General features: G+C 65.5%; 20 protein-coding genes. 13 read left to right on the top strand and 7 right to left on the bottom strand.

Features of this window, described 5'->3' with window-relative positions; genetic code table 11:
- The first annotated feature begins 25 nt into the window (after positions 1-25).
- Complete coding sequence (locus tag NED97_RS12455) at positions 26-1,717, top strand: thiamine pyrophosphate-binding protein (RefSeq protein ID WP_252487357.1); 1,692 nt, start codon at positions 26-28, stop codon at positions 1,715-1,717.
- A 13-nt stretch (positions 1,718-1,730) separates the two neighbouring features.
- Here the strand turns inward: NED97_RS12455 and NED97_RS12450 are convergent, their stop codons facing one another.
- Positions 1,731-3,029, bottom strand: coding sequence for an ArgE/DapE family deacylase (locus NED97_RS12450; protein ID WP_252487356.1), 1,299 nt, complete (start codon positions 3,027-3,029; stop codon positions 1,731-1,733).
- A 155-nt stretch (positions 3,030-3,184) separates the two neighbouring features.
- Here NED97_RS12450 and NED97_RS12445 point away from each other — a divergent pair, with 155 nt between their 5' ends.
- From NED97_RS12445 to NED97_RS12410, 8 genes are all read left to right on the top strand, one after another.
- Positions 3,185-4,348, top strand: coding sequence for an ABC transporter substrate-binding protein (locus NED97_RS12445; RefSeq protein WP_252487355.1), 1,164 nt, complete (start codon positions 3,185-3,187; stop codon positions 4,346-4,348).
- A gap of 24 nt (positions 4,349-4,372) precedes the next feature.
- Entirely contained in the window at positions 4,373-5,467 is a 1,095-nt protein-coding gene (locus NED97_RS12440; RefSeq protein ID WP_252487354.1) for an ABC transporter ATP-binding protein, read from the top strand.
- Positions 5,464-6,384, top strand: coding sequence for an ABC transporter permease (locus tag NED97_RS12435; RefSeq protein WP_252487353.1), 921 nt, complete (start codon positions 5,464-5,466; stop codon positions 6,382-6,384). The genes NED97_RS12440 and NED97_RS12435 overlap by 4 nt, the downstream gene beginning before the upstream one ends.
- The gene (locus tag NED97_RS12430; protein ID WP_252487352.1) at positions 6,381-7,220 is read left to right on the top strand and encodes an ABC transporter permease; all 840 of its coding nucleotides are present in this window, start codon (positions 6,381-6,383) and stop codon (positions 7,218-7,220) included. Before NED97_RS12435 ends, NED97_RS12430 begins: the two co-directional genes overlap by 4 nt.
- Positions 7,221-7,270: 50 nt before the next feature.
- Positions 7,271-7,594 carry a nitrilase-related carbon-nitrogen hydrolase gene (locus tag NED97_RS12425; RefSeq protein WP_252487351.1) on the top strand — a complete coding sequence of 108 codons (324 nt, stop codon included), beginning with the start codon at positions 7,271-7,273 and terminating at the stop codon, positions 7,592-7,594.
- Positions 7,591-8,850 (top strand): MFS transporter, encoded by a 1,260-nt coding sequence (locus tag NED97_RS12420; protein ID WP_252487350.1) that lies wholly within the window; start codon positions 7,591-7,593, stop codon positions 8,848-8,850. Before NED97_RS12425 ends, NED97_RS12420 begins: the two co-directional genes overlap by 4 nt.
- 571 nt (positions 8,851-9,421) lie before the next feature.
- Positions 9,422-9,934, top strand: coding sequence for an Lrp/AsnC family transcriptional regulator (locus NED97_RS12415; RefSeq protein WP_252487349.1), 513 nt, complete (start codon positions 9,422-9,424; stop codon positions 9,932-9,934).
- A 348-nt stretch (positions 9,935-10,282) separates the two neighbouring features.
- Positions 10,283-11,008, top strand: a complete 726-nt coding sequence (locus NED97_RS12410; protein ID WP_252487348.1) for a hypothetical protein — start codon at positions 10,283-10,285, stop codon at positions 11,006-11,008.
- Positions 11,009-11,064: 56 nt separating this feature from the next.
- On the opposite strand, the gene NED97_RS12405 is transcribed toward NED97_RS12410, so the two are convergent.
- From NED97_RS12405 to NED97_RS12395, 3 genes are all read right to left on the bottom strand, one after another.
- Positions 11,065-11,733: an ABC transporter ATP-binding protein gene (locus NED97_RS12405; RefSeq protein ID WP_252487347.1), complete on the bottom strand. Its 669-nt coding sequence runs from the start codon at positions 11,731-11,733 to the stop codon at positions 11,065-11,067.
- A gap of 103 nt (positions 11,734-11,836) precedes the next feature.
- Positions 11,837-13,183 (bottom strand): S8 family peptidase, encoded by a 1,347-nt coding sequence (locus NED97_RS12400; RefSeq protein WP_252487346.1) that lies wholly within the window; start codon positions 13,181-13,183, stop codon positions 11,837-11,839.
- Positions 13,184-13,269: 86 nt separating this feature from the next.
- The gene (locus tag NED97_RS12395) at positions 13,270-16,299 is read right to left on the bottom strand and encodes an FtsX-like permease family protein (RefSeq protein WP_252487345.1); all 3,030 of its coding nucleotides are present in this window, start codon (positions 16,297-16,299) and stop codon (positions 13,270-13,272) included.
- Between the two features lie 154 nt (positions 16,300-16,453).
- Between NED97_RS12395 and NED97_RS12390 the strand changes: the two genes are divergently transcribed.
- The 4 genes from NED97_RS12390 (at position 16,454) to NED97_RS12375 (ending at position 19,297) form a co-directional block, all read left to right on the top strand.
- Positions 16,454-16,759 carry a HalOD1 output domain-containing protein gene (locus NED97_RS12390; protein ID WP_252487344.1) on the top strand — a complete coding sequence of 102 codons (306 nt, stop codon included), beginning with the start codon at positions 16,454-16,456 and terminating at the stop codon, positions 16,757-16,759.
- 120 nt (positions 16,760-16,879) lie between these two features.
- Positions 16,880-17,143, top strand: coding sequence for a hypothetical protein (locus NED97_RS12385; RefSeq protein WP_252487343.1), 264 nt, complete (start codon positions 16,880-16,882; stop codon positions 17,141-17,143).
- A 34-nt stretch (positions 17,144-17,177) separates the two neighbouring features.
- Positions 17,178-18,290, top strand: a complete 1,113-nt coding sequence (locus NED97_RS12380; protein ID WP_252487342.1) for a DUF4350 domain-containing protein — start codon at positions 17,178-17,180, stop codon at positions 18,288-18,290.
- On the top strand, positions 18,290-19,297 hold the full coding sequence (locus NED97_RS12375; RefSeq protein WP_252487341.1) for an AAA family ATPase: 1,008 nt from the start codon (positions 18,290-18,292) through the stop codon (positions 19,295-19,297). Before NED97_RS12380 ends, NED97_RS12375 begins: the two co-directional genes overlap by 1 nt.
- 45 nt (positions 19,298-19,342) lie before the next feature.
- Here the strand turns inward: NED97_RS12375 and NED97_RS12370 are convergent, their stop codons facing one another.
- From NED97_RS12370 to NED97_RS12360, 3 genes are read right to left on the bottom strand one after another with little or no spacing between them, the layout of a single operon-like run.
- Complete coding sequence (locus tag NED97_RS12370) at positions 19,343-20,245, bottom strand: hypothetical protein (protein WP_252487340.1); 903 nt, start codon at positions 20,243-20,245, stop codon at positions 19,343-19,345.
- Entirely contained in the window at positions 20,242-20,775 is a 534-nt protein-coding gene (locus NED97_RS12365; protein ID WP_252487339.1) for a hypothetical protein, read from the bottom strand. The genes NED97_RS12370 and NED97_RS12365 overlap by 4 nt, the downstream gene beginning before the upstream one ends.
- Positions 20,772-22,205 (bottom strand): DUF58 domain-containing protein, encoded by a 1,434-nt coding sequence (locus tag NED97_RS12360; protein WP_252487338.1) that lies wholly within the window; start codon positions 22,203-22,205, stop codon positions 20,772-20,774. The genes NED97_RS12365 and NED97_RS12360 overlap by 4 nt, the downstream gene beginning before the upstream one ends.
- Between the last annotated feature and the right edge of the window lie 87 nt (positions 22,206-22,292).

Here is a 22,292-nt window from a genome sequence, read left to right as displayed (position 1 = left end):
GGGTCGCTTTCAGTAGGGTGACGGTATGTCCGAGAGAGCGGCACGTACCGGCGCGGATCTGTTCGTAGAGACGCTTCTCGAGTACGGTGTAGAGCACGTATTCGGGAATCCGGGGACGACGGAGTTGCCCGTCATGAACGCACTCAGTGGGAGTCAACTCGATTATGTCCTCGGGCTTCACGAGGACGTCGCGGTCGGAGCGGCCGCCGGCTACGCGGGCACGCTCCGCCACGACAGCTACCGGCCGCCGGACACCTGTCCCGTCGGCGTCGTCAACCTCCACGTCGCACCGGGGCTCGCACACGGACTGGCGAACATCCAGGGGGCGATGTTCGCCGGCGTTCCCCTTGTCGTCACCGCCGGCAATCATTCGACCGATCATCAACACACGGAGCCGATCCTGCACGGGGACATAGAGCGGATGGCTCGGCAGTTCACCAAGTGGAGCGCCGAAGTGAAACACGTCGACGCGCTGCCGGCGATGTTGCGGCGCGCGTTTCGGATCGCGCTCACGCCGCCAACCGGTCCCGTCTTCCTCGGTCTGCCGGTCGACGTGATGACCGCCGAGACGACCGCCGAGCCCGAACAGCTGGGCGCGATTCCGAACGCCGGCGGCGGTGACGCCGGACAGATCGCCAGCGCGGCTGACCGCCTGATCGACGCGGAGGATCCGGTGTTGGTCGTCGGCGACGGCGTCGCCCGCGCCGGAACCAACGCGATCGACGCCGCGGTTCGACTAGCCGAGGCGTGCGGTGCGCGCGTTCACGGGGAGATCCTCATGGGCGAGGTCAACTTCCCGACGGACCACGACCAGTGGGTCGGCACCGTCGCCCCTTCGACAGAATCGTACGCCGAGTGGATGGACGGTGACGCGCTCGCGTTCGTCGGCTGTTCGACGCACATTCCCGACCTTAAACCGGACCAGCCGCTGATCGATCCGGATGCGACCCTCCTCCATCTCAGCGACGACGCCTGGCAACTGGGGAAGAACCACCCGGCGGACGTCGCGGTGCTCGGCGACGTCGGGCAGACGATGGACGCTGTCGCCGAGGCGGTCGAGGACGAACTCGGCTCGGAGACGGCGGCCAGACGAGAGCGGGCGATCGCCACAATAGAGCGCCGCCTCGAGCGCGAGGACGGCGGCCAGGAGTCCGTCAACGCCGACGTCCTCTCGAAACGCGAACTGATCGCGGAGCTACAGCGGGTCGCTCCGAACGCCTATCTCGTCAACGAGGCTATCACGACGGCGCGTTACATCCGCAACGAGTGGAACTTCGAATCCGAGGGGATGATCTCGAACAAGAGCGGCGGACTCGGCTACGGCACGCCCGCCACGGTCGGGTCGGCGGTCGCGATGACGATGGCATCGGATTCGCGTCCGGTCGTCGGCGTCGTCGGAGACGGCTCGTACCTGTACTACCCGCAGGCGATCTACACCGCGGTTCGGTACGACCTCGACCTCACGATTGTCATCCCTAACAACCGGAACTACCGGGTACTGAAACAGAACGCGACCCGCCTGTTCGGCGGCGACGCGGAAGACCACGAGTACGACGGGATGGACTTCGATCCGCCGATCGACTTCGTCGCGAACGCCAAAAGCCACGGTGCCCACGCCGAACGCGTCGACGATCCCAACGCTCTGGGCCCCGCACTCGAGCGCACACTCGAGCAGTCCGGCCCGTCGGTGCTCGACGTTCGCGTCCGCGACGAGTGAGACGGCGCAGGCGCTACTCGTCGATTCCGCACCAGTCCATCGCCGACAGCGCGATGGTCTGGGCGGTTTCAACCAGCGATTCGATCTCGACGGACTCGTCCGCGCCGTGTCCGTTCTCTCCGGAGGGCCCGACCGTGACGCAGGGGATGTCGTAGTAGTTGTTGTAAAATCGCTCGTCCATCCCGGCGAGTCCGCCGACGTACTCGGTCGTGTCGCCAGTTACTTCCTCGGCGCGGCGTTTCGCTATCGACAGGATCTCGGCGTCTCTCGGCACTTCGTGTGGCTCGGCGCTCCACCCGAACCACTCGAGGCCCGGCGGGTGTTCCGCGAGCCACTCGTCGTTTTCGACGACGCCGTCGACGGCCTCCCGAACCTGCCGTCGAACGTCGTCGCGGCTCTCCCCCGGCGGCCAGCCGATGCGACACTCGAGGACGGCCCTGGAGGGGACCGTCGAGACCCAGTCGCCGGAGCGGACGATGCCGACGTTCAGGTTCGTGACGCTCCCTTCGGCGGCGGGATCGCTCCGTGCGGCCGGCGGGTACGAGATGCGCGCTTTCCGTTCTCGATCGAGTTCCGCGAGCGCTCCGGAAAGTTTCGTCGCCTTCTCGAACGCGTTAACGCCCTCGTAGCCGCGCGCGGCGTGTGAGGCCTTCCCGTGAACCGTGAGCCGGAAGTACAGGACGCCGGCGCTGGCGATCCCGACGTTCGGCACGCCGTAGGGTTCGGGGATGATCGCCGCGTCCGGTCGATACCCCCGCTCGAGCGCGGAGAGAACGCCGCCGCAGCCCCCCTCTTCCTCCTCGATCGTCGTCTGCAAGAGGAGGTCGCCGCCAAGGGAGACGTCCCGTTCGACGAGCGCCCGGACCGCCGTGAGGGCGGCGGCGATGCCGCCTTTCATGTCCATCGTTCCGCGACCGTACACGCGTCCGTCGATCACCGTCGGCTCCCAGGGATCGGTTGTCCACGACTCCGCCTCGACCGGCACGACGTCGACGTGGCCGCTGAGTCCGAGCGACCGACCGTCGCCACCGTCGATGCGCGCGGCGACGTTCGGCCGGCCCTCGTACCCCTGTCGCTGGTAGGAGGTCGTCTCGAAAAAGCCCGGGTGATCACGGAGAGCCTCGTCGTCGGGTTCCCAGACGTCCGGCTCGAGTCCGAGCGCGTCTAGTTTCGCTGCGATAGTCTCCTGTACGGCTCGTTCGTCGCCCGCCACGGAGGGCTGTGCGACGAGTTCGCACAACAGGTCGACCAGTTCGTCGCGACTGTTCGCGATGTGATCGACGACCGCCCGTCTAGATCGATCGGCATCCATCCCGTGAGTAGAGGCGAACCGATATTGTAAAACTGGCGGGCGGGCCGAATACAATCTAGCAATAAAGAATATATGACATCTGCATTCAAAATACTGGCCAAAAATCTGGATGTATACCAAACTATTATATATGGGGCGCGATACCAGAGACCTGTATGGTTCAAGATAACATGAATCGTAGACGCCGCTCGGTTTTGAAGGGAACCGGTGCGGTCGCTGCGGCTGCACTTGCGGGGTGTATGGGTGGCGGGGGTTCGGACGACGGTTTCCGGCCGATGGATCTCGAGGAGTGGCCTCCCGAGGACTACGAGGACTCACTCAACGTCTGGAACTGGTACTTCGACTTCCGCGATTGGGCGGCCGAGACGTTCGCCGACGAGTACGACCTCGAGGTAAACACCGGCGCCTACTCGGATCCGTCGGAGTGGTACTCCCAGCTCGAGGGTGGGAACGGGGAGATCGACAGCATCGGCTCGGGCATCGACTGGACCGACCGCGCGATGAACAACGAGTACCTGGAGCCGCTCCCTGTCGATATGATGCCCGCCTGGGAGGAGGTTCCCGACTCGCTGAAGGAGATCTTAGACGAGTATCACACGACGGACGGTGACGTGTACGCGCTGCCACAGGCGCTCAGTATCAACCCGTCGCTGACGTACAACACGGAAGTCTTTGACAGTCCGCCGGAGTCGTGGGGCGTCCTCTGGGACGACGAGTTCGCCGACGAGATGTTCATGTGGGACCGATCCTACTACGCGTGTCAGATCGCAGCGCTGTACACGGGCCAGGATCCGTTCGATCCGGACGACATGGACGAGATCCGAGAAGTGTTGATACAGCAGCGCGATCTGAACGTCACGTACTGGTCCGAGTTCAACCACGCCCGCGGGATGTTCCTCAACGAGGACGTCGTCGTCGGCCCCCTGCTCGACGGGCAGACGTACATCGCCAAGTACGACGACGAGGCACCCGTCGACTACACGGTGCCCGAGGAGGGCACCCTCTACGGGATGAACGACTTCGTGCTGCCGTCGAATGCCCCCAACCCGCGAGCGGCGCTGCTGTTCATCGACTGGGTCTCCCGGCCGGAAAATATCAAACACATGCTGACCGAACTCGGCTACCGTCCGCCGGTCGACGACGACGATCTCATGGCGCTGTACGAACCGGAGTTGGAGGACGGCACCCTCACCGAAGAACGGATCGAGTTCCACATGTGGCCGGAGGAGTGGGACGATCGACTCTACTTCGAACGGCCGCTCGACGACGACGTTCTGGAAACGTTCGACGAGATCTGGACCGAAGTCAAGAGTGCATAACAACGCGATTGAACGAACACATACATGTCTTTACTCGAAATTAACAACCTCACGAAAGACTTTGGCTCCGTACTGGCCGTCAACGACGTCTCGTTCGATGTCGACAACGGCGAGTTCGTCTCGATTCTCGGACCGAGTGGATCGGGCAAATCCACGATTCTGCGGATGGTCGCCGGCTTCGAATCTCCCACGTCGGGAGAAATCCTGCTCAACGGCGAGGACATGGTCGGACAGCCACCGTTCGAGCGGAACGTCAACATGATGTTCCAGGGACTGGCGCTGTTCCCCCACCTCACCGTGGCAGGAAACATCGAGTACGGCCTCAAACAAAGCGGCGTCCCCAAAGAGAAACGAGAACAGCGGGTCACGGAGATGCTCGACGTCGTTCACCTGTCGGGGTACGAAGACCGGAAACCGGACGAGCTGTCGGGTGGCGAGCAACAGCGCGTCGCGCTGGCCCGGGCGATCGTCAACGAGCCGGAACTCGTCCTGTTCGACGAACCGCTCGCCTCGCTCGACCGGAAACTCCGCCAACACATGCAGGTCGAACTCCAGCGGATTCAGCGAGAGACCGGCATCTCGTTTCTGTACGTGACCCACGACCAGGAGGTCGCGATGGCCGTCTCCGACAAGCTCGTTCTCCTCAACGAGGGACAGATCGAGCAGGTCGGCACTGCCGAGGAGCTCTACGTCGAACCGAGTAGCAAGTTCGTCGCGGACTTCATCGGGGACGTCAACGTGATCCCGGCATCGGTCGAACACGTCAACGAAACCGACGCGGCGTTGCGTCTCGACGAGCAAACCGTTCGCGTCGACGACGCCACCCTCGTCGGCGAACTCGCCGACATCACCGGGGCCAACGGATCGACGATCGACCTCTGTATCCGTCCACACCAGCTCGAGCTTCACGGGGACCCCCCCTCGGAGCCCCACACCCTCACAGGAACGGTCGAAAACCGCATTTACCAGGGTGAGAACGTCTCGTATCGCATCAGTACGTCACTGGGAACGTTCGTCATTCAGGGGTCGGACGACCAGTTCTCGGTCGACGACGACGTCTACGTTACGTGGTCACACGCAGATGCACAGGTGTTCCCGGCGGAGAAAGAGAGCGCATGAGTTCGAAGACCGTTTCGAGCGTTACGTTCGACCGCGTCCAAGACAACCTCAGAGAGGTCGTTACCTTCTTCAGGAACCACCCCCGGCTCAAGAAGTTCGTCCTGATCGGGATTCCGTTCGGCGTCCTGTTCGTCTTCTTCGTCGCACCACTCATAGTCATGGTCTGGCTGTCGTTTCTCGACGGGATGCCGCCGGCGCCGACGACCCTCGAGAACTACATGCGCTTCGTCAGTTCGGACACCTATATGACCGTGCTCTGGCGAACGACCGTCATCACGGTCCAGACGACGGTCGTCGCCGTTGCGCTCGGCTACGCGCTCGCGTACAGTATCGTTCGCTTCTCCAAGCGGGCGACGCTCCTGTTGTTGCTCGTCATCCTGCCGTTCTGGACCAACTACATCATCCGCATGTACGCGTGGATCAACATCCTCCAGTCGAACGGACTGCTCGACACCGTGTTACTGACGACGGGACTCATCAACGAACCCATCGGGCTGTTGTACAGTCACGAAGCCGTTATCATCGGCTTCGTCTACGTCTATCTCCCGCTCGCGACGCTCCCGTTCTACGCCTCGCTCAGCGGGATGAACACCGATCTCATCGACGCCGCCAAGGACCTCGGGGCGGGGCCGATCAAGACGTTCGTCACCGTGACGTTACCGATGACCAAAAGCGGCATCATGGTCGGCGTCATCCTGGTTGCCATCCCCGTTTTCGGCGCGTTCATCACCCCGACGCTGCTGGGCGGCACCGGAAACGTCATGATCGGGATGGTGATCGAACAGCAGTTCACCCAGGCGTTCAACTGGCCGTTCGGTGCCGCGATCAGCGTGATCGTCACGATACTCGTCATCGCCGCGCTGGTGGTCAGCGTGGCCAGTGGCGGCAACGTGCTCGACCGGGGTGAGAACGCATGAGCCTTCTCGGATCCGCATTCGGCCGCCTCGAGCGGGTCGTTCACATGCACGGCCGCAGGTTCGGGTACGCGACGATCCTGTTCGCGATCGTGTTCCTGTGGACGCCGATCTTCGTCCTCGTGATCATGTCGTTCGCCAAACACGAAGTGTTGACGTTCCCACCACAGAGTTTCACGACCGACTGGTACGTCGTGTTCCTCAACAACGATCAGGCGATCTCCTCGGTGTTGACCTCGCTGAAAGTGAGCCTCGTGGCGACGCCGATCGCGGTCGTCCTCGCGCTGTTGATATCTTACTCCGTCGATCGCTACGATTTCGTCGGAAACAACACGCTGCAGTTGCTCGCTACCCTGCCCATCGTCGTGCCGCTAGTGGTCGTCGGTGTGGCGCTCGCGATCTTCCTGGGAATCGTCAACTTCCCGTCGGGCTACTGGTCGGTCGTCATCGCACACGTCATCCGGATCCTTCCGTTCGCGACGCTCATCATCCTCCCGACGTTCGTCGCGTTCGATTACCGCCTCGAGGAGGCGTCGAAGGACCTCGGTGCGGATGAGTTACAGACGTTCGTCCGGATCACGCTCCCAAACATCTTCCCGGGTATCGTCGCCGGCGGACTCCTCGCCTTTACGATCTCGTTCAACGAGTTCGTCTACACCTACTTCGTGAAGGACACGGTGACGAACACGCTGCCGACGTATCTCTGGGACGAACTCCGACAGCACGCGACGCCCGAAGTGAACGTCATCAGCGTCGTCTTCATCATCGTCGCCGTTACCATCGTGTTGCTCGCCGTAACGCTCACTCACGTCGAACGGATCGCGACCTACGAAGAGTAGCGAGCCACGATGTTCTTTCGCTCTCGAGGCCACGGAGGGAGTACTCGACCGTGAGCGAAATTACCGTTCGAGTCGTCCAGAGCGATTCGGTTCTGGGAGACGTCGCGCGAAACACCGGGCGGGCTCGAGACGAGATCGAGCGGACCCGAGCGGACAGGGTTGACCTGCTGGTCTTCCCCGAACTGTTCCTGAGCGGCTACCGGATCGACCGGACCGCATCGACGAACAGCGCCGTCGCTCGCACCGCCCGTGACGCACTCGATCGACTCGCACTCGAGACGTCGGGACTAGCAGTCGTCGTCGGTGCGCCGCTCCCGGCGGAGGGCAATATCTGTCAGTGTATGTATGAATCGTTGGAGGATGTGGACGGATGAATAGCAATGATAGATCAATCATTGGGTTCGTGATGGTCTCCCACGCGATCGTCCATACGTACGAACTCTCGATCCCGATCTTGATGGTGCTTTGGCTCTCCGAGTTCTCGGTGAGTACCGCTCTCTTGGGGGTCGTCGTCGCGGTCGGTTACGGGCTGTTCGGCGTCGGGGCCCTGCCAGGGGGGATCCTCGTCGACCGCTTCGGCTCGCAGGAACTCGTGACCGCGTGTCTTGTGGGAATGGGCGCGTCCTTCCTGGTGTTAAGCATCGCCCCAAACGTCCTCATGATTATGGTAGCGCTGTGTATCTGGGGGCTCGCCGCGAGCGTATACCACCCTGCCGGGCTGTCGCTGATCAGCAAGGGCGTTGAGGAGCGCGGGACCGGCTTTGCCTACCACGGCATGGCGGGCAATCTGGGGATCGCCCTCGGGCCGCTCCTGACGGCGGTGCTGCTGTTGTTTTTCGAGTGGCGGCTCGTGACCGCGCTCCTAATCGCGCCGGCGGCTGTCGCGGTGCTCTACGCGCTGTCGGTCGAGTTCGACGAGACCGCCGCCGCCCAGGCGCAGGCGGACGGTGGCACCCCGGCGTCCGACACCCACGGGATGACGTGGCGGCAGTTCGTCGCCGACAGTCGGTCGCTGTTTACCGTGGGGTTCACCATCGCCTTTTTTCTGGTGATGATGAACGGCCTCTTCTATCGAGGGATGCTCACGTTTCTGCCCGACGTCCTGAGCAGCTTCCTCCCGAACGTCGTCGACCAGCTGCAACTGTTCGACCCGGAGAGCCCGATGGCCGAGGAGTTCGATCCCGCCTCCTACCTCTACGCCGGACTGCTGATGGTAGGGATCGCTGGCCAGTACGTTGGCGGCAAGCTGACCGACCGTGTCCGGACGGAGATCGGTCTCGCGGTCGTGATCGGGTCATTGACCATCGTCGCAATCGCGTTCGTTCCGGCTGCTGAAACCGGCGTCGTGCCGCTGCTGGTCGTGAGCGCACTGCTCGGGTTCCTCCTGTTCGCCCTCCAGCCGTTGTACCAGGCGACCATCGCCGAGTACAGCCCACCCGGTGACCGGGGGCTCTCGTACGGATACACCTATCTGGGGAGTTTCGGCATCGGCGCGGGTGGGGCGGTGATTGCCGGCTACCTCCTCTCCGCTGGCGGCGTGGAGAGAACCTTCCTCGGCTTGGCCGTGTTCCCAATCGTCGGGGCCGCGCTCTCGCTGGCCCTATTGCGGTACGGAGTCCCGCGAGAGTAGCGGATCCGCTCCCTCTGTGTCTGTCACAGTACTTTCAAGAGTCAGCGATTTGCGACGTATGAGAACAGTTGCCTCCGATGGGTCGTCATCGTCGGCCTCCCGATTCTGCGCTGTTGCTGCGCGCTCGCGTCATTACCACTGACATTTACGGGTTCGAGGCCCTTTCGTATCAGGGGACGTCCACGAGCGAGGCGTTCGAGAGCGCGACCGTCGCGACCCACAGCCTCGAGAAATGGACCAGCGACGATCGCCCACAGCATCGTCGACTACCTTGGCACCGCCAACTGAGTCGCCGTACCCCTTGTGACTCAAGTGCAGAGGGAACAGTCAACGAGCCCGCTTTCTCCATCTCCCGAGGAGACTGCAGCGAAAAATGGTTTTACACACATCAGGTTCTAGATGTACGGACTTGTAAGGAATATATAGACAGGGCATTCGCGGGGAAACTGTCCGATTTCGCAGAAGGAAGGGATTTACTGGAGTCGCGTCCGGCAATTGGTAGGAGTCACAATCAATCAACTGTATCATTAATAGCTACAACCAAGTGATTACGTCACGAGGGCAAACATTGATGAGCGAAACACTAGACGAACGAGATTTCGAGATTCTATGCGCAATCGCGGAGTGCGAATCATTTAGCACCGAAACGGTCCACGAGGCGACAGACATTCCAAAGTCGACAGTCCACTATCGAATCCAGAACCTGAAAGAAAACGACGTTATCACGAACGATTTGTTCGAACTCGACCGAGAGAAACTCGGGCTGGAGATTACCGTTATCTCGGAAGTTTGGGCCGAGTTCGGCGAAGGATACCACGAAGAAATCGGGCGAAAGCTCGCTGAGATCGAGGGTGTCAACCAGGTCTACTTCACGATGGGTGACACCGACTTTATTGTCATCTCCCGACTCACTTCACGAGATATGGTTGAACGACTCGTCGAAGATTACGAGTCAATCGAGGAAATTCGCCGCACGAGTTCAAAGTTCGCAATCTCGACGATCAAGGAAGATATCAGCGCAGGGTTACTCCGAGACTACGACGAAAAAACGTTACTTGCCGGCAATGGGCTCACAGAAGAATAAGAGCGGCCATCGCCTCTTCACGGTCACGAGCCAGTACACGATTATACGACGTCGGGACCTGATCCGTGACGATCGTCGTTCCCACGACCGGCCACTCCCCTTGAACCGAACTCAGAAGCAATTCACTTACTAACTCACTTACCGCCAACGACGCGCCGTTGTCCCTGTTCTCCGTGGATCCCCAGCAATTGTTTGAACGGCAGCGTTAGCGCTCGCTCCAAAGATGTCCGGTTCACATTCTCTTCCCTTGATCGTTCAGAATATTGTCTTATCCTATAGAAGTCATATTATTAACAATTACGTTCGCTATAGAAATACTTAATTAGAGAGAAAATAACGATGGCATGAATGTCTTCACAGATAACACGAAGATCGCTTCTCCGAAGCAGTGCTGTCGCAGCACTCGGTAGCGCAGCAGTCGGCAACGGAACAGACCTTTTCGAAAAACCGGTTTCATCGGCGCTGTCGCGTTCGTACGACATCGACGATGACGGCACTGACCACGTTCAGTTCGCGGCGGCGGACGACCCCGCGGGCGAACGGGGGTCGGTGCTGCAGGCGACCTCGCAGGGGACGGCGACGAGAGACTACGCGATCTCGCTCCAGAACCTCGCGTTCGCGGACCTGACGCTCGCGGACCTCGTCAGCGACGGCCTGAGATACGACTACTACGCCACTGAAGCCAACACCAGCATGGCGCCCAACGAGATCTGTCTCGTACTCACCGGCCGTGAGAGCGGGTTGGACTTCGTCTTCCGGACGAAAGACGACGAGCGAGAGGGTGAGTGGTATACGCGCGACGTGACGACCGAACTCACCGGCGACAGCGACTGCCCCGGCAGCGACCAGCCCTGGAAGCGGATCCACCTGACCCGCAAAAACGCCACGGCGATGGACGGCAGCAACGTCGAACACCTCGAGGAGGACCTGCTCGCCGACTTCGACGCGAACACGAGCGTGCGGGCCGCCGGTCTCGGCCACGGCACGCCGACGATGGATCCCTCGACCATCGACACCTACTACGACGCGTTCACAGTCGCCGGCAGGGAGTACGAGCTGTCGACGACAAACTGACGCTGGAAACGACCCCCATTCTGCGGATCGGTACGAAGTGCGATACTGAACACCGACTACTCCAACTCGGATAGCTGGCCGTTACGGAGTGTGACGGTCCGGTCGAACAGCGACGCGAGCGACGGATCGTGGCTGATCGTGAGGAGCGCGGTGTCGGCGGAGTCGTGGACGTCGAGTAACAGCCCCGTCACGCGCTCGGTCGTCTCGGGATCGAGCTGGCCGGTCGGCTCGTCGGCGAGCACGACGTCGGGCCGGTTCGCCAGCGCGCGTGCGATCGCCACCCGCTGTTTCTCGCCGCCGCTGAGCGTCGCCGGATACCGATCCGCGCGGTCGGCGACCGCCAGCGTCTCGAGCAGTTCGTCGATCCAGTCCGGATCGCGCTCGCCGCCGTGGCTCTGGGGTAACAGGGCGTTTTCGCGGGCGGTCAGGTCCGGCACCAGCTGGAAGTCCTGAAAGACGAAGCCGATGGCGTCCCGGCGCAGTCGGGCGCGGCGGCGCTCGGAGAGCGAACTGGCGTCGGTGCCGTCCACGCGGAGCTGGCCCGCATCGGGCGTCTCGAGCAGCCCCAGCACCGAGAACAGCGTCGTCTTTCCGGCGCCGCTCGGGCCGCGCACGAGCGTCCGCGAGCCAGCCGGGATCGACAGCGAGAGCTCCTCGAGGATCGGCTGACCGCCGCGTCGAACCGAGACGGCGTCCGCAGCGAGAACGGGGTCGGCAGCGTTCACAGCGGCGTAATTGTCCGCCAGCCGTTAAATACCTGTACGTCTCGTTTCCAGGCTGGGCTCGACGAAAAACGGGCCGAGTGCCGCGGGGGCGAACCCCGACGCCTTACAGGTCTTCGACCGTCCGCAACGCGTTGATCCGACCCGCGCCGAGTTCGTAGTCGCCGCGGCCGTTCGTGCTCTCGGCGCCGTGGGCGATCGCGCTCTCGACTCGGCGCGTCCCCGCCGACGGATCGCGCTCGCGGACGAGCGCGGCCAGCCCCGACACCTGCGGAGCCGCCATCGACGTCCCCATGAGCCAGGCGTAGGGCGTGCCGTCGATCGTCGTATCCTGGTACGGTGCGGGGAGGAGTCCCGTCTCCGGCACGGTCGAGAAGACCGCGTTCAATGGCCACGGGTACTCGACGTCGTCGGCCTCGAGGGTCTTCTCGGCGGTCTCGTAGGCACCCCCGGGGGCGCCGACGCCGATCTCGTTGGTGCCGTAGTTGGAGTAGTAGGTCTTCAGGTCGGTCGGCGTCGTCGCGCTGATCGAGAGGACCCCCGACAGACTGTTCGGGAGCGTGAAGTACCCCTCCTGCTGGAGGTTCGCGTCGGAGTTGCCGGCGCTGCCGACCAGCAGCGTGCCGTCGCGGGTTACGGCGTTGGCGACCGACTGGAGCAGTCGATTGTAGCCGTCGCGGTGGGCCTCCGGCGGGATCGGCGCCGTCCCGATGCTCATGTTGGCGGCGTCGGCGCCGATCTCGGCGGCGTACGCCATCCCGGCGAGGATGTCTCCCCACGTCCCCGTGCCGGGACCGAGAATGCGCACCGAGACGATCGTCGCGTCGGGTGCGGTCCCGACCATCGCGACGTCGCCCGTGCCGGCGATCGTCCCCGCGACGTGGGTCCCGTGGAAGCCGGAGTCGCCCACTTCGGGCTCAGGCTGGCCGTCGGTGATGACGACGCTGCGGTCCGCATCGACGTTCAGGTCGGGATGGCTCGCGTCGACCCCGGTATCGAGCACGGCGACCGTCCGTCCGTCACCGGTGGCGTACTCGTGGGCCGCCTCGACCTCCTGGAGTTGCTTGTCCCACAGGTACTCGTCGTAGACGTCCTCGGCGTCGACGTCGTCGGCAGCGCTCTCGGCCGCCGCGTTCTGTACGTCGGTACCGGCCGACACCGGCCCGCCGAGTTCGACCTCGAAGTCCGGAACGGCTCTCGAGACGCCGCTGACGGCAGCGAGATCGCCGGCCGCGTCCGCAGGCCCCTTGGCGAGCACGACTTCCCCGTCGGCCAGCTCCGCGAGGACGTCGAAGCCGGCCGCCTCGATCGACGCGGCTGCGTCCCCCGTCGTCTTCGCGACGTAGCGCGCCCGTCCGTCGCTCGCCGACGCGAGCCCCGCGAACGAGAGAGAAAGGCCCGATGCACCGATCGTCCGCAGTACGTTTCGCCGTGTTTCGTGATTTCGTGGCACACTGACTAGTTCGATGAGAGGTTGTTAATGATTCTCAGACTGTTCAGAAATTGAATACGGCGCCAATCGCTATTGTGATGGGACTCTCAGAGCGGCGGTTCGCTCGAGTGCGCCTCCGGCTCGTCGGCTCGGTCGGTCGTCGCAGGGTCGTCGTCCCGATCGGCCGGTCTCGCTCGCGACGGCGACAGCAGCGACGCGGGCGACGCGCGAAGCAGCGGGACGGTCGCGACGAGTGCCGCGACGAGCGTCAGCGCGAGCCCGCCACCGAAGACGCCGAGCGCGACCGCGGCCGTCGGTCGGGCCTCGAGTGCGATCCCGAAGGCGGTCAGCCGGCCGGCGACAGCGAGGGTCTCGAGCGCGCCGACGGCGACGACGACCGCGGCTGCGGCAGCCACGGTTCCGATGCGTGCCGCGTCGGCGAGGACGAGCCCGAGGATGCGACGCGGCGACGCGCCCGTCGCCCGGTAGATGGCGAGGGTCCGTCGGCGGGCGCGGACGGCACGCGCGAGGACGGCGCTCGTCGCGCCGACGACCGTCACGGCGGCGAGGCCGGTGAGCGCGCCGAGCAGGACGTGGAGGTTCCCCATCGCGTAATCGATCGCGGTCCCGAGCCCGCCGCCGTCCCGATAGTGGCCGCTCGCGGCGAGGGCGCTCACCAGGCGATCGTCGCCGGCGACCTCGTACTCGGTCGTCGCGAGCGCCCGACTGGCGGACGTCACGTGAACGCGGTACTCGCCCGGTGGCTGCTGGGCCAGCGTCGTCGTCACCGTCGTCGTCTCGGTGGGCTCGAGGCTCACCTGCTCGCGGTGGCTCGTCGCGGGCCCCTCGATCTCGATCGGGGCTTCGACGGTGCGGTTCCACGGGTTCGTGAGCCGGACCTCGGCGGTCGGTTCCGTGTGGATGGACGGCGAGTCCGGAGACAGCGAGACGTCCGCGGCGGGGCTCGGCTCGACGTCGTCGGCGACCTGAAGCGACTCGTTCAGCTCGCGGTCGTCCGCGTCCACCGTCACGTCGTACGTGTCGGCGGTCGTCGGAAGCTCGAGCCACGCCGTCCCCTCCGCGTCGGTCTCGACCGTCCGATCGTCGATCGCCACCGTTGCGCCTTCGACCGGCTCGCCGGTCGTATCCTGAACGTGGACCTGTAGCGACTCGCCGGTCGGTGCGGCGTCGGGGAGCGTGACCAGCTCGAGCGGCGGTGCGTCGGCGACGGTCACCGACCGGCTGAGCTCGCCGACCGTGAGTTCGTACTCGCCCGCTGACGGTGCTTCGAGTTCGAGGTTGACCGTCCGGCGCTCGTGGGCCTCGAGGTCGACCGTTCGAGTCGTCTGCGAGTCACCGAGCGTGGCCGAAAGCTCCTGGTCGACGCGGTCGTCCGTCGGATTCCAGACGGTCGTCTCGATCGAGACCGTCTCGCCGGGCTGTGCGTGAGAGGAAGCGTCGATCTCCACGACGGTCGCGTTTGCCGCCGACGCGAGCGGCTGATCGGTCGCGTCCGTCCGAATCTGGTTCACCTGTCCCGGTTCGACCGTCGAGAGGTGCCGGGCCGTCGGCAGCGAGACGAGCAGCTGGTGGTCTTCCAGCCCGCCGGTCTCGTACGTGCCGACGACGGTCACCTGCGTCAGCGCCTCCTCGGTGCTGCCGCCGACGACCAGTTCGTCGCCGGGCTCGAGGGCCAGCGTTCGAGCCAACTCGACGCCGACGACGGCCTCGCCGTTCGTCTCGGGAGGAGCGCCGTCGACGATGCGCGCATCGGTGACGTCGGCGAACGACTCGTAGTCGACCCCGCGGGCGAGATACGGCTGCTCCTCGTAGCTCGTGAACAGCAGAATCTCGGGGCTGGCCGCGATGTTGCGGTCCGAGAGCGTCTCGGCGTACCCTGACGGTACCTGGCTGTTGACGGGGTGAGTAGCCTCGGGATCCGAAATGGTTGCCCCGTCCGTCGAGACCGAGGCGCCGATCGTGCCCAGCGAGGCGACCAGCAGGACGACCACGGCGAACGTCGACAGCGTCGCCGTCGTCGGAACGATCGTTCGCGCGGCGAGCACCGTCGGGGTGAGGCGGCGCAGCGGAACGACTCCGTGAGGAAGCTTCGAGTGGGACTCGCTCGAGTCGGACGGCTGACCGTCGCGACCCACGTGGGCGGGCGGTTTCGCCGTCGCGATGCGCGCCGTAAGGTAGCCGGTAACTAGGCCGACGGTCGTGAGCACCGCGAGGATTGCGAGGATGCCCAGGGCGATCCGCGGGGTGACCTGAACCGAGAGCGTCGTCGGGAGGCCGACGACCACTGCGACGGTAACCGCGGCGTTCGTCACGATCACCCCGATCGCGTAGCCGAGGACGCCGCCCGCGGCCGCGAGCAAGCCGGCTCGCGCTGCGAGCGCAGCCCGAACTCGACGCGGCGGCGCGCCCGTCGCCCTGATCACGCGGATCGTCGGCGCGCGGTCCCGGATCGTCATCCGGACGACGCTCGAGAGCGTCACCGCGATGATCACGCCGGCCGCAGCGACGCCGGTCCAGACGATCTCGAGGACGTCGTCGGTCCCCTCGACGAAAAACGCCAGCGTGCCGACGAGCGGACTCCCGTCCCCAGCGCCGGCGTCGCTGCTCGCCGGTGAGACGACCAGCGCGTCCGTCGGCCCGACCGCCTCGAGCGTCTCGGGCGTCGTCCGGAGCCACGTCGGCGGCAGGAGCCCTGACGACGCCGTCCCAGCCGGCTCGATCGTTTCGGTCTGCGAGCCGTCCGCTCCCTCGAGTCGCCACTCGGCCGATTCGGCGGTGGGACCGACGGTAGCGTTCGGCTGGGCGGGCAGGTCGAGGCCGGCCGAGTCGTCCGGAACCGCGGCGACGCGGTGGCGCTCCCCGTCGGGGCCGACCGCCGTCGCCATCGGCAGGACGACCGCATCGGATCCCGCCGCCTCTTGGGCGGCGTCGACGGAGTCGTAGGCGGCGACGGAGGCGTTGGCGTCGTACTCGGCGGCGAGGTTACTCGTCTGATCGCCCGCGGCGACGACCAGCAGCGTGGCGCCGACCAGCAGCGCCACCGTGAGCGCGATGACGAGCACTGCCAGCCGGTCGCGGCGCGACCAGCGACCGACGAGGACGCGGAGGTAGGTCATGGACTCGAGAGTGTACGCTTCGGAAGACCGTCTTCGGGGTAGATAAATGTCGACGTCTCGGCGAACGCAATTATTCACTTCGGTTGAACTAAATTCGGATGAGGAAATACAGTACGGCTATAGTGTGCCACGGTGTAACGAACCATCATCCGAGATGTACATCAGTGACGGCGGGACGAACGGTTCTCGCGACTCACCGCTGCTCGAGCGCCGGTACGGCGCGGAAACGCCGGCGAGCGTCGCCGTCATCGGAGCGGTCGCCGCGCTCGAGGACACGGATCCGATCGAGTTCGCGACCGAATTCGGCGTCACGCTGAACGACTGGGTCGATCCGAAGGCGCTCGATCAACTCGTCGGCACCGGCGACGGGTTCGGAACCGTGACGGTCGAATTCCTTGCGCTCGACTATTGCGTGCGAGTCGACGACGCCGGCCGCGTTCGCGTGTTCGCCCGGGAATAGCAGTACGTGGCGGCGCGTATCGTTCGAGCGATGCGAATCCGGCTACCGAGGCGCGCGCTCGAACGGGACTTTTACGGTCTCGCCTCACGCTCACTCGAATAGATGCCGACGCAGCGCCGAATGCAATTCGTCCACGGACAGCTCGCCTGGATGGTCGCGACCATCGTGGCGTTGACGCTGCTCGGCGCGCTCTCCTACGAGCTGTTCTTCGTCCTCTCGCTGATCGGCCTGTTGATCGTCACGGAGCTGACGGCGCCGGTTAACATCGCGCCGGCCTGGCGCCGACGCCTGCTGTGGCTAATCGCGCTCGGCCTGGTCGGCTTCGCAGTTATCGTCGTCAGGCGGATCCTCGAGATCCTGCCGCCGGAGGTGCTCCCGTGGTAGTGCCGTTCACGTTTCGCTGCCAGGAGGTGGGGTCGTGAACCCGCGCGAGTGGCTCCGCGACGGCGACGGCGTCGACTGGCCGGCCGCCCTGCTGCTCGCGCTCGCGGTCGTCGTCTGTGGTGCGATCCTGATCGCGGCCAGCACGTCGACGGCGGCGTTCGGCCCCTACAACCCGTCGTGGGACGGCACCGACGACTTCCGCGCGGTGATCGAAACCGACGACGGCGTCGAGGGCGAGCTGGTCCGCGAGACCGACCGCTACGAGGAGGTGCCGGCCAACGGAACGGCATCGATCGTCATCGCGCCCGAAGAACCCTACGACCCCGAGGAGGCCGCCCGCGTCCAGCGGTTCGTCGAGGACGGCGGGACGCTGATCGTCCTCGAGAACTTCGGGCCGGATGCCGACGCCCTGCTCGCCGACGTCGGCGCCGACGCTCGTACCGACGGGCGCCTGATACTCGACGAGCGCCACTACGACCGCGGGCCGGCGATGCCCGTCGCTACAGGTGTCCAGAACCACTCGCGGACCGCCGGCGTCGACCAGCTCACGCTCAACCACGCGACGGCGGTCGAGCCGAACGGCGCGACGGTGCTCGTCGAGACGAGCGATTACGCGTACCTCGGCGACTCGGCCGACGCCGAACTCGACGACGAGGCGGAACTCGACTCGTATCCCGTCGCGACCGTCGAAGACGTCGGCGACGGCGAGGTGGTCGTCGTCGGCGATCCGAGCATCGCCATCAACGCGATGTACGACGAACCCGAGAACGCCGCCTTCCTGCAGCGCCAGTACGCCGACGAAGAGCGGGTCCTCTTCGACGTCACGCACACGGGCGAGGTGCCGCCGCTCACGGGCGCGGTCCTGACGGTTCGCGACCTGCCCGCGCTACAGGCGCTGCTCGGGCTGCTGGCCGTCGCGGCCGTCGCCGGTGGTGTACGGCGGCCGCTCGGTCCCACGCTCGAGGCGGTTCGAACCCGCGTGTCTCGCTCGCAGGATACGAGTGCCCTGCCGTCCGCCGAGCAGGCAGGGCTCTCCGACGAGGAACGGGCCGCCTACCTCCGCGAGCGACATCCCGACTGGGACGAGGAGCACATCCAGCGAATGATAACAGCGCTTAACCGATCCCGGCAGAAACGGGACGACTGATGAGCGAGACCGATGGCACCGAATTCTTCGCGGGTGACCCGCAGGCGGTCTACGACGAGATCCGAGCCGAAACCGAGCGCGTCCTGATCGGAAACGACGACGCGATCGAGCACCTCACGATCGCGCTGCTGTCCCGCGGCCATCTCCTGCTCGAGGGCGTTCCCGGCGTCGCCAAGACGACGATCGCGAACCTCGTGGCGCGGGCGACCGGGCTGGAGTACCAGCGCATCCAGATGACGCCCGACGTCCTCCCCGCCGACATCACCGGCACGCACGTCTACCGGGAACCCACCGGCGAGTTCACACTCCAGCGCGGGCCGGTCTTCGCGAACCTGGTCGTCGCCGACGAGATCAACCGGGCGACGCCGAAGACTCAGAGCGCCCTGCTCGAGGCGATGCAGGAGCGGACGGTCACGATCGAGGGCGAGACGCTCGCGCTGCCGAAGCCGTTCACGGTCGTCGCGACGCAGAACCCCATCGAGATGGAGGGCGTCTTCGAGCTGCCGGAAGCCCAGCGCGATCGCTTCATGTTCAAGCTCACGGTCGACCTGCCGGCGCGCGACGAGGAGGCCGAACTGCTCGATCGTTTCGACGCCGACCCGACGCTCGATCCCGACGAGATCGGCCAGGCCGTCAGCGCCGAGAGCATTCGCTCGGCCCGGAAAACGGTGACGGACGTTCACGTCGCCGACCCCGTCAAGGAGTACGTCCTCGATCTCGTCACGGCGACCCGGGACCACCCGGACGTCGACCACGGCGCCTCCCCGCGGGCGTCGCTCGCGTTTCTCAACGGGGCGAAGGCACGGGCGGCGATTCACGGCCGCAGCTACGCCATTCCGGACGACGTCAAGACCCTCGCCGAATCGATTCTGGCCCACCGCCTCGTGTTGAACACCGAGGCCGAACTTGGCGACGTCCGACCGGTCGACGTCGTCGCGGACATCGTCGACACCACCACGATGCCGGATACGGACGTCACCGAAGTCGAACAGCCCGAACTGAACTGAGAACGACCAGCCCGAGCCGAATCGAGAACGAGTTTTGACCGCGACTCAGGCGCCGCTCTCGGAGCCGCCGTCTGCGGTCTCGAACCGACACGTCACCAGCCAGTCCGCACGCTCGTCACCGGGCTCGACCTCGAGCGTGACGGGACGCTCGAGCCCGGTTGCCAGGCCGACGGCGACGAACGAGCCGATCGGGTGATCGAACCGGTCGACGGCGCCGAACGCGCTGTTCGAGATCGCGACCGTGACGCGCCCGTCTGCGGCGTCCGCGTCGGCATCGGCGCTGTCGGCCAGTTCGAACTGCTCGACGAGTCCGTCACAGAGCTGCGTGGCCAGCGGCGTCGCCGCGGTCGCGAGTTCGCCGGGGAGCACGCGCCGAAACTCCTCGAACAGCGTGGCACCGGTCGGCGTGAGTACGAGCCCGCGTTCGTCCCCTTCGAGGACGATCGGGCCGCCGTGGTCCGTCGGCGGCTCGTAGGTAGCGTGGAGCGGGACGTACAGCCGGCCGGTCTCCGAACCGGCCCCCGGCAGGTAGACGCGCTCGTCGCGAAGGCCGAGTTCGGACGCGATGGCCGCGCCGTTTTCGGCCCAGGCGGCGTAGACGCGCTCGCCGACCGAGGCGGCGACGAACTGACCGGGCGTCAGATAGTAAGTTAGGAGCCCGCCGAACAGCCCGGTGGCACCGAGCGCGAGGAGAACCTCGCGATTCCCGGGAAAGGCCACGCCGGCGACGACCGCCACCAGGCCGATCGCGCCCAGACCGATCGCCGTCCGCCGATACTGCGACTGGCGGGCGCGGGCGTACTCCGCCCGGAGCCGGCGATTCTCCTCGGTGAGCAGTTCCGCACGCGCTGCAGCCTGCTCGCGCGGTGTCGCAGTATCTGCGTTCCCGTCATCGTCGGCTGTCTCCGTTTCTGTACGGTCGTTGAATTCGAAATCGTTCGTACTCATTCGTCGTCACCATCGTTCTGTGGCACTTCTGGATCCTCGACGAGCCCGAGCGTGACCAGTCCGTAGCGATAGCACCCGTAACTCGCGAGCGCGAGACCGCCGCTCGTGACCGCCGCGGCGAGCCACAGCGACTGCGAGCGAACGACGAGCCAGGCGAGCCCGCCCAGCGCGAGGACGGCGCCGAGCGTCACCGCGCCGACGCGACCCGGCGCCTCGGAACGGATCGTCGGCTCGAGCACCATCACGAGGAAACCGGCTTCGACGACCGCGAACGCGGTCGGATCGATACCACTGGGGAACACCGCGACGAGCAGGACGTGTCCGACGGCGATCGCGTACGGAGTGCCGACGACGTACCAGACGAGGGCGGTCGTCGCTCCCGCGAGAACACCGAGCGGGCCGCCGGCGAGTCCGAACGCGGCGACGAGGGAGAGCATCACGACGACCGCCGACCACCGCGAACTAACCTGGTTGCGGGCACCGAACCGCGATCCGACACGCACGTCCGCGAACAGCGTTCCGTCGATCATCGCCGCTCACCTCGCGCTTGCGCGCGCTTGCGGCCCGCGCTGAGGACGGTCGACAGCCGGTCGTCGGGTGCAACCTCGAGTGCCGTGACCTTCTCCATGCGATCGAGTTTCTGCCGGAAAGCGTCGAAGTCGCGGTACCGATCGTAGGCTCGCTCGACGTCGGCCAGTCCGCCCGACGAAAAGAGGGGCGTCGGCGTGAGCAGGACCAGGACCTCGTTGTCGTTCTGGCGGGCGAGCAGGACCGCCTCGTAGAGCGCCTCGGGGTTCGAGTCGTCCGTACAGATCACCGTCCAGATTCGTTCGTACCGTTCTCTCACCGCGTATCGGACGGCTCCGAGCAACGGATCCGATTCGAGACGCGTATCGTACCCCCGGGTCGCGTAGAACGGGTCGAGCGTGCGCGCGAACGTGTCGGGGGCGTGCTCGAGGCCGGACGGGGAACCGCGGGTGCGGACCGCCGAACCGGTCGACGGCGTCGGGGTTCGCTTGGACGTCTCGGTCGGCTCGAGGTCGAGCAGCTGTCGGCGAATCGAGAGGTAGTGAGTCGGCCCCGTCGCCGGCTCGAGCCGCGACGTGAGCCCCTCGTCGCCGACCGTCACCAGCCCGACCGGATCGTCGAGGTTCCGGGCGCTCGCGACCGCCGCGAGCGCGGCTTCTCGGAGGTAACTGAGTTTCGACGCTGTCGGCGAGTCGCCGCCGAGCGCGCGCCGGTGGTCGACGATTACCATCGTCGGCCGGTTGGTCTCGGCCTCGTACTCGCGAACGTAGAGGCCGTCGTGGCGCGCGGTGGTTTTCCAGTCGATCCGGTCGGCCGTATCGCCGGGGACGTACTCGCGGAGCTCGGCGGGCTCGGTGCCCGATCCGAACCACCCCGTTTCGTGTTCCCCGGGCGCGATCGCCGTCCGGTCGCCGCCTTTCCCGACGTGAACGGACCGCGGACCCCGGGGTTCGACCGTCATCTCGGGCGTCGGACCGACCGACAGCGTCGTTTCGAAGCGGCCGTCGGTCGCAGTGAGCGTCGCCTGGTCGAAGAGATGGCGTCCCGCGACCGGCCAGTTCACCGCCGTTGTGTGCCGAGCGATCGTCTCGCCCGGCTCGAGCGACACGCGTGGTGGTTCGTCGACGACGCCAGCCGTCGGAACGCCGGCGACTGCGGTCAGAAAGAGCGAACTCGGCCCCTCGAGGCTCGCCTGGAGCGTGACGGGCGTCGACTCGTCGGTCCGGACCGCGCTCGCGACGGGGGCCTGAGCGACCGTCAGCGACGCGGTCGTCTCGCGGAGGGCTGTGAGAAAGCGGTACTGCTGGCCGAGGAACCACGCGCCGAGCAGCACCGTCGCTGCGAGTAACAGCGGGCGAGCGAAGACGGCGGCGAGGCCGGCGAGAAGAGCCGCGAGAACCGCGACTCCCCACACCTGACGCGTCGGACGCATATACAGCAGTGGTTTTCCGGTGCCATGTTGAACCTACTGGTTGCCGGTTAGGTTCAGCGAGCTCGACCGGACAACTTTTTGTGTCGA

The organism is Natronococcus sp. CG52 (assembly GCF_023913515.1).
Taxonomy (GTDB): domain Archaea; phylum Halobacteriota; class Halobacteria; order Halobacteriales; family Natrialbaceae; genus Natronococcus; species Natronococcus zhouii.
This window is presented reverse-complemented; position numbering and strand designations above follow the sequence as displayed.

Bases quoted from the DNA above. Each gene is read 5' to 3' on its own strand.
- NED97_RS12455 (WP_252487357.1), top strand. From the start codon at position 26: ATGTCCGAGAGAGCGGCACGTACCGGCGCGGATCTGTTCGTAGAGACG.
- NED97_RS12450 (WP_252487356.1), bottom strand. From the start codon at position 3,029: ATGGATGCCGATCGATCTAGACGGGCGGTCGTCGATCACATCGCGAAC.
- NED97_RS12445 (WP_252487355.1), top strand. From the start codon at position 3,185: ATGGTTCAAGATAACATGAATCGTAGACGCCGCTCGGTTTTGAAGGGA.
- NED97_RS12440 (WP_252487354.1), top strand. From the start codon at position 4,373: ATGTCTTTACTCGAAATTAACAACCTCACGAAAGACTTTGGCTCCGTA.
- NED97_RS12435 (WP_252487353.1), top strand. From the start codon at position 5,464: ATGAGTTCGAAGACCGTTTCGAGCGTTACGTTCGACCGCGTCCAAGAC.
- NED97_RS12430 (WP_252487352.1), top strand. From the start codon at position 6,381: ATGAGCCTTCTCGGATCCGCATTCGGCCGCCTCGAGCGGGTCGTTCAC.
- NED97_RS12420 (WP_252487350.1), top strand. From the start codon at position 7,591: ATGAATAGCAATGATAGATCAATCATTGGGTTCGTGATGGTCTCCCAC.
- NED97_RS12415 (WP_252487349.1), top strand. From the start codon at position 9,422: ATGAGCGAAACACTAGACGAACGAGATTTCGAGATTCTATGCGCAATC.
- NED97_RS12410 (WP_252487348.1), top strand. From the start codon at position 10,283: ATGTCTTCACAGATAACACGAAGATCGCTTCTCCGAAGCAGTGCTGTC.
- NED97_RS12395 (WP_252487345.1), bottom strand. From the start codon at position 16,299: ATGACCTACCTCCGCGTCCTCGTCGGTCGCTGGTCGCGCCGCGACCGG.
- NED97_RS12390 (WP_252487344.1), top strand. From the start codon at position 16,454: ATGTACATCAGTGACGGCGGGACGAACGGTTCTCGCGACTCACCGCTG.
- NED97_RS12385 (WP_252487343.1), top strand. From the start codon at position 16,880: ATGCAATTCGTCCACGGACAGCTCGCCTGGATGGTCGCGACCATCGTG.
- NED97_RS12375 (WP_252487341.1), top strand. From the start codon at position 18,290: ATGAGCGAGACCGATGGCACCGAATTCTTCGCGGGTGACCCGCAGGCG.
- NED97_RS12370 (WP_252487340.1), bottom strand. From the start codon at position 20,245: ATGAGTACGAACGATTTCGAATTCAACGACCGTACAGAAACGGAGACA.
- NED97_RS12365 (WP_252487339.1), bottom strand. From the start codon at position 20,775: ATGATCGACGGAACGCTGTTCGCGGACGTGCGTGTCGGATCGCGGTTC.
- NED97_RS12360 (WP_252487338.1), bottom strand. From the start codon at position 22,205: ATGCGTCCGACGCGTCAGGTGTGGGGAGTCGCGGTTCTCGCGGCTCTT.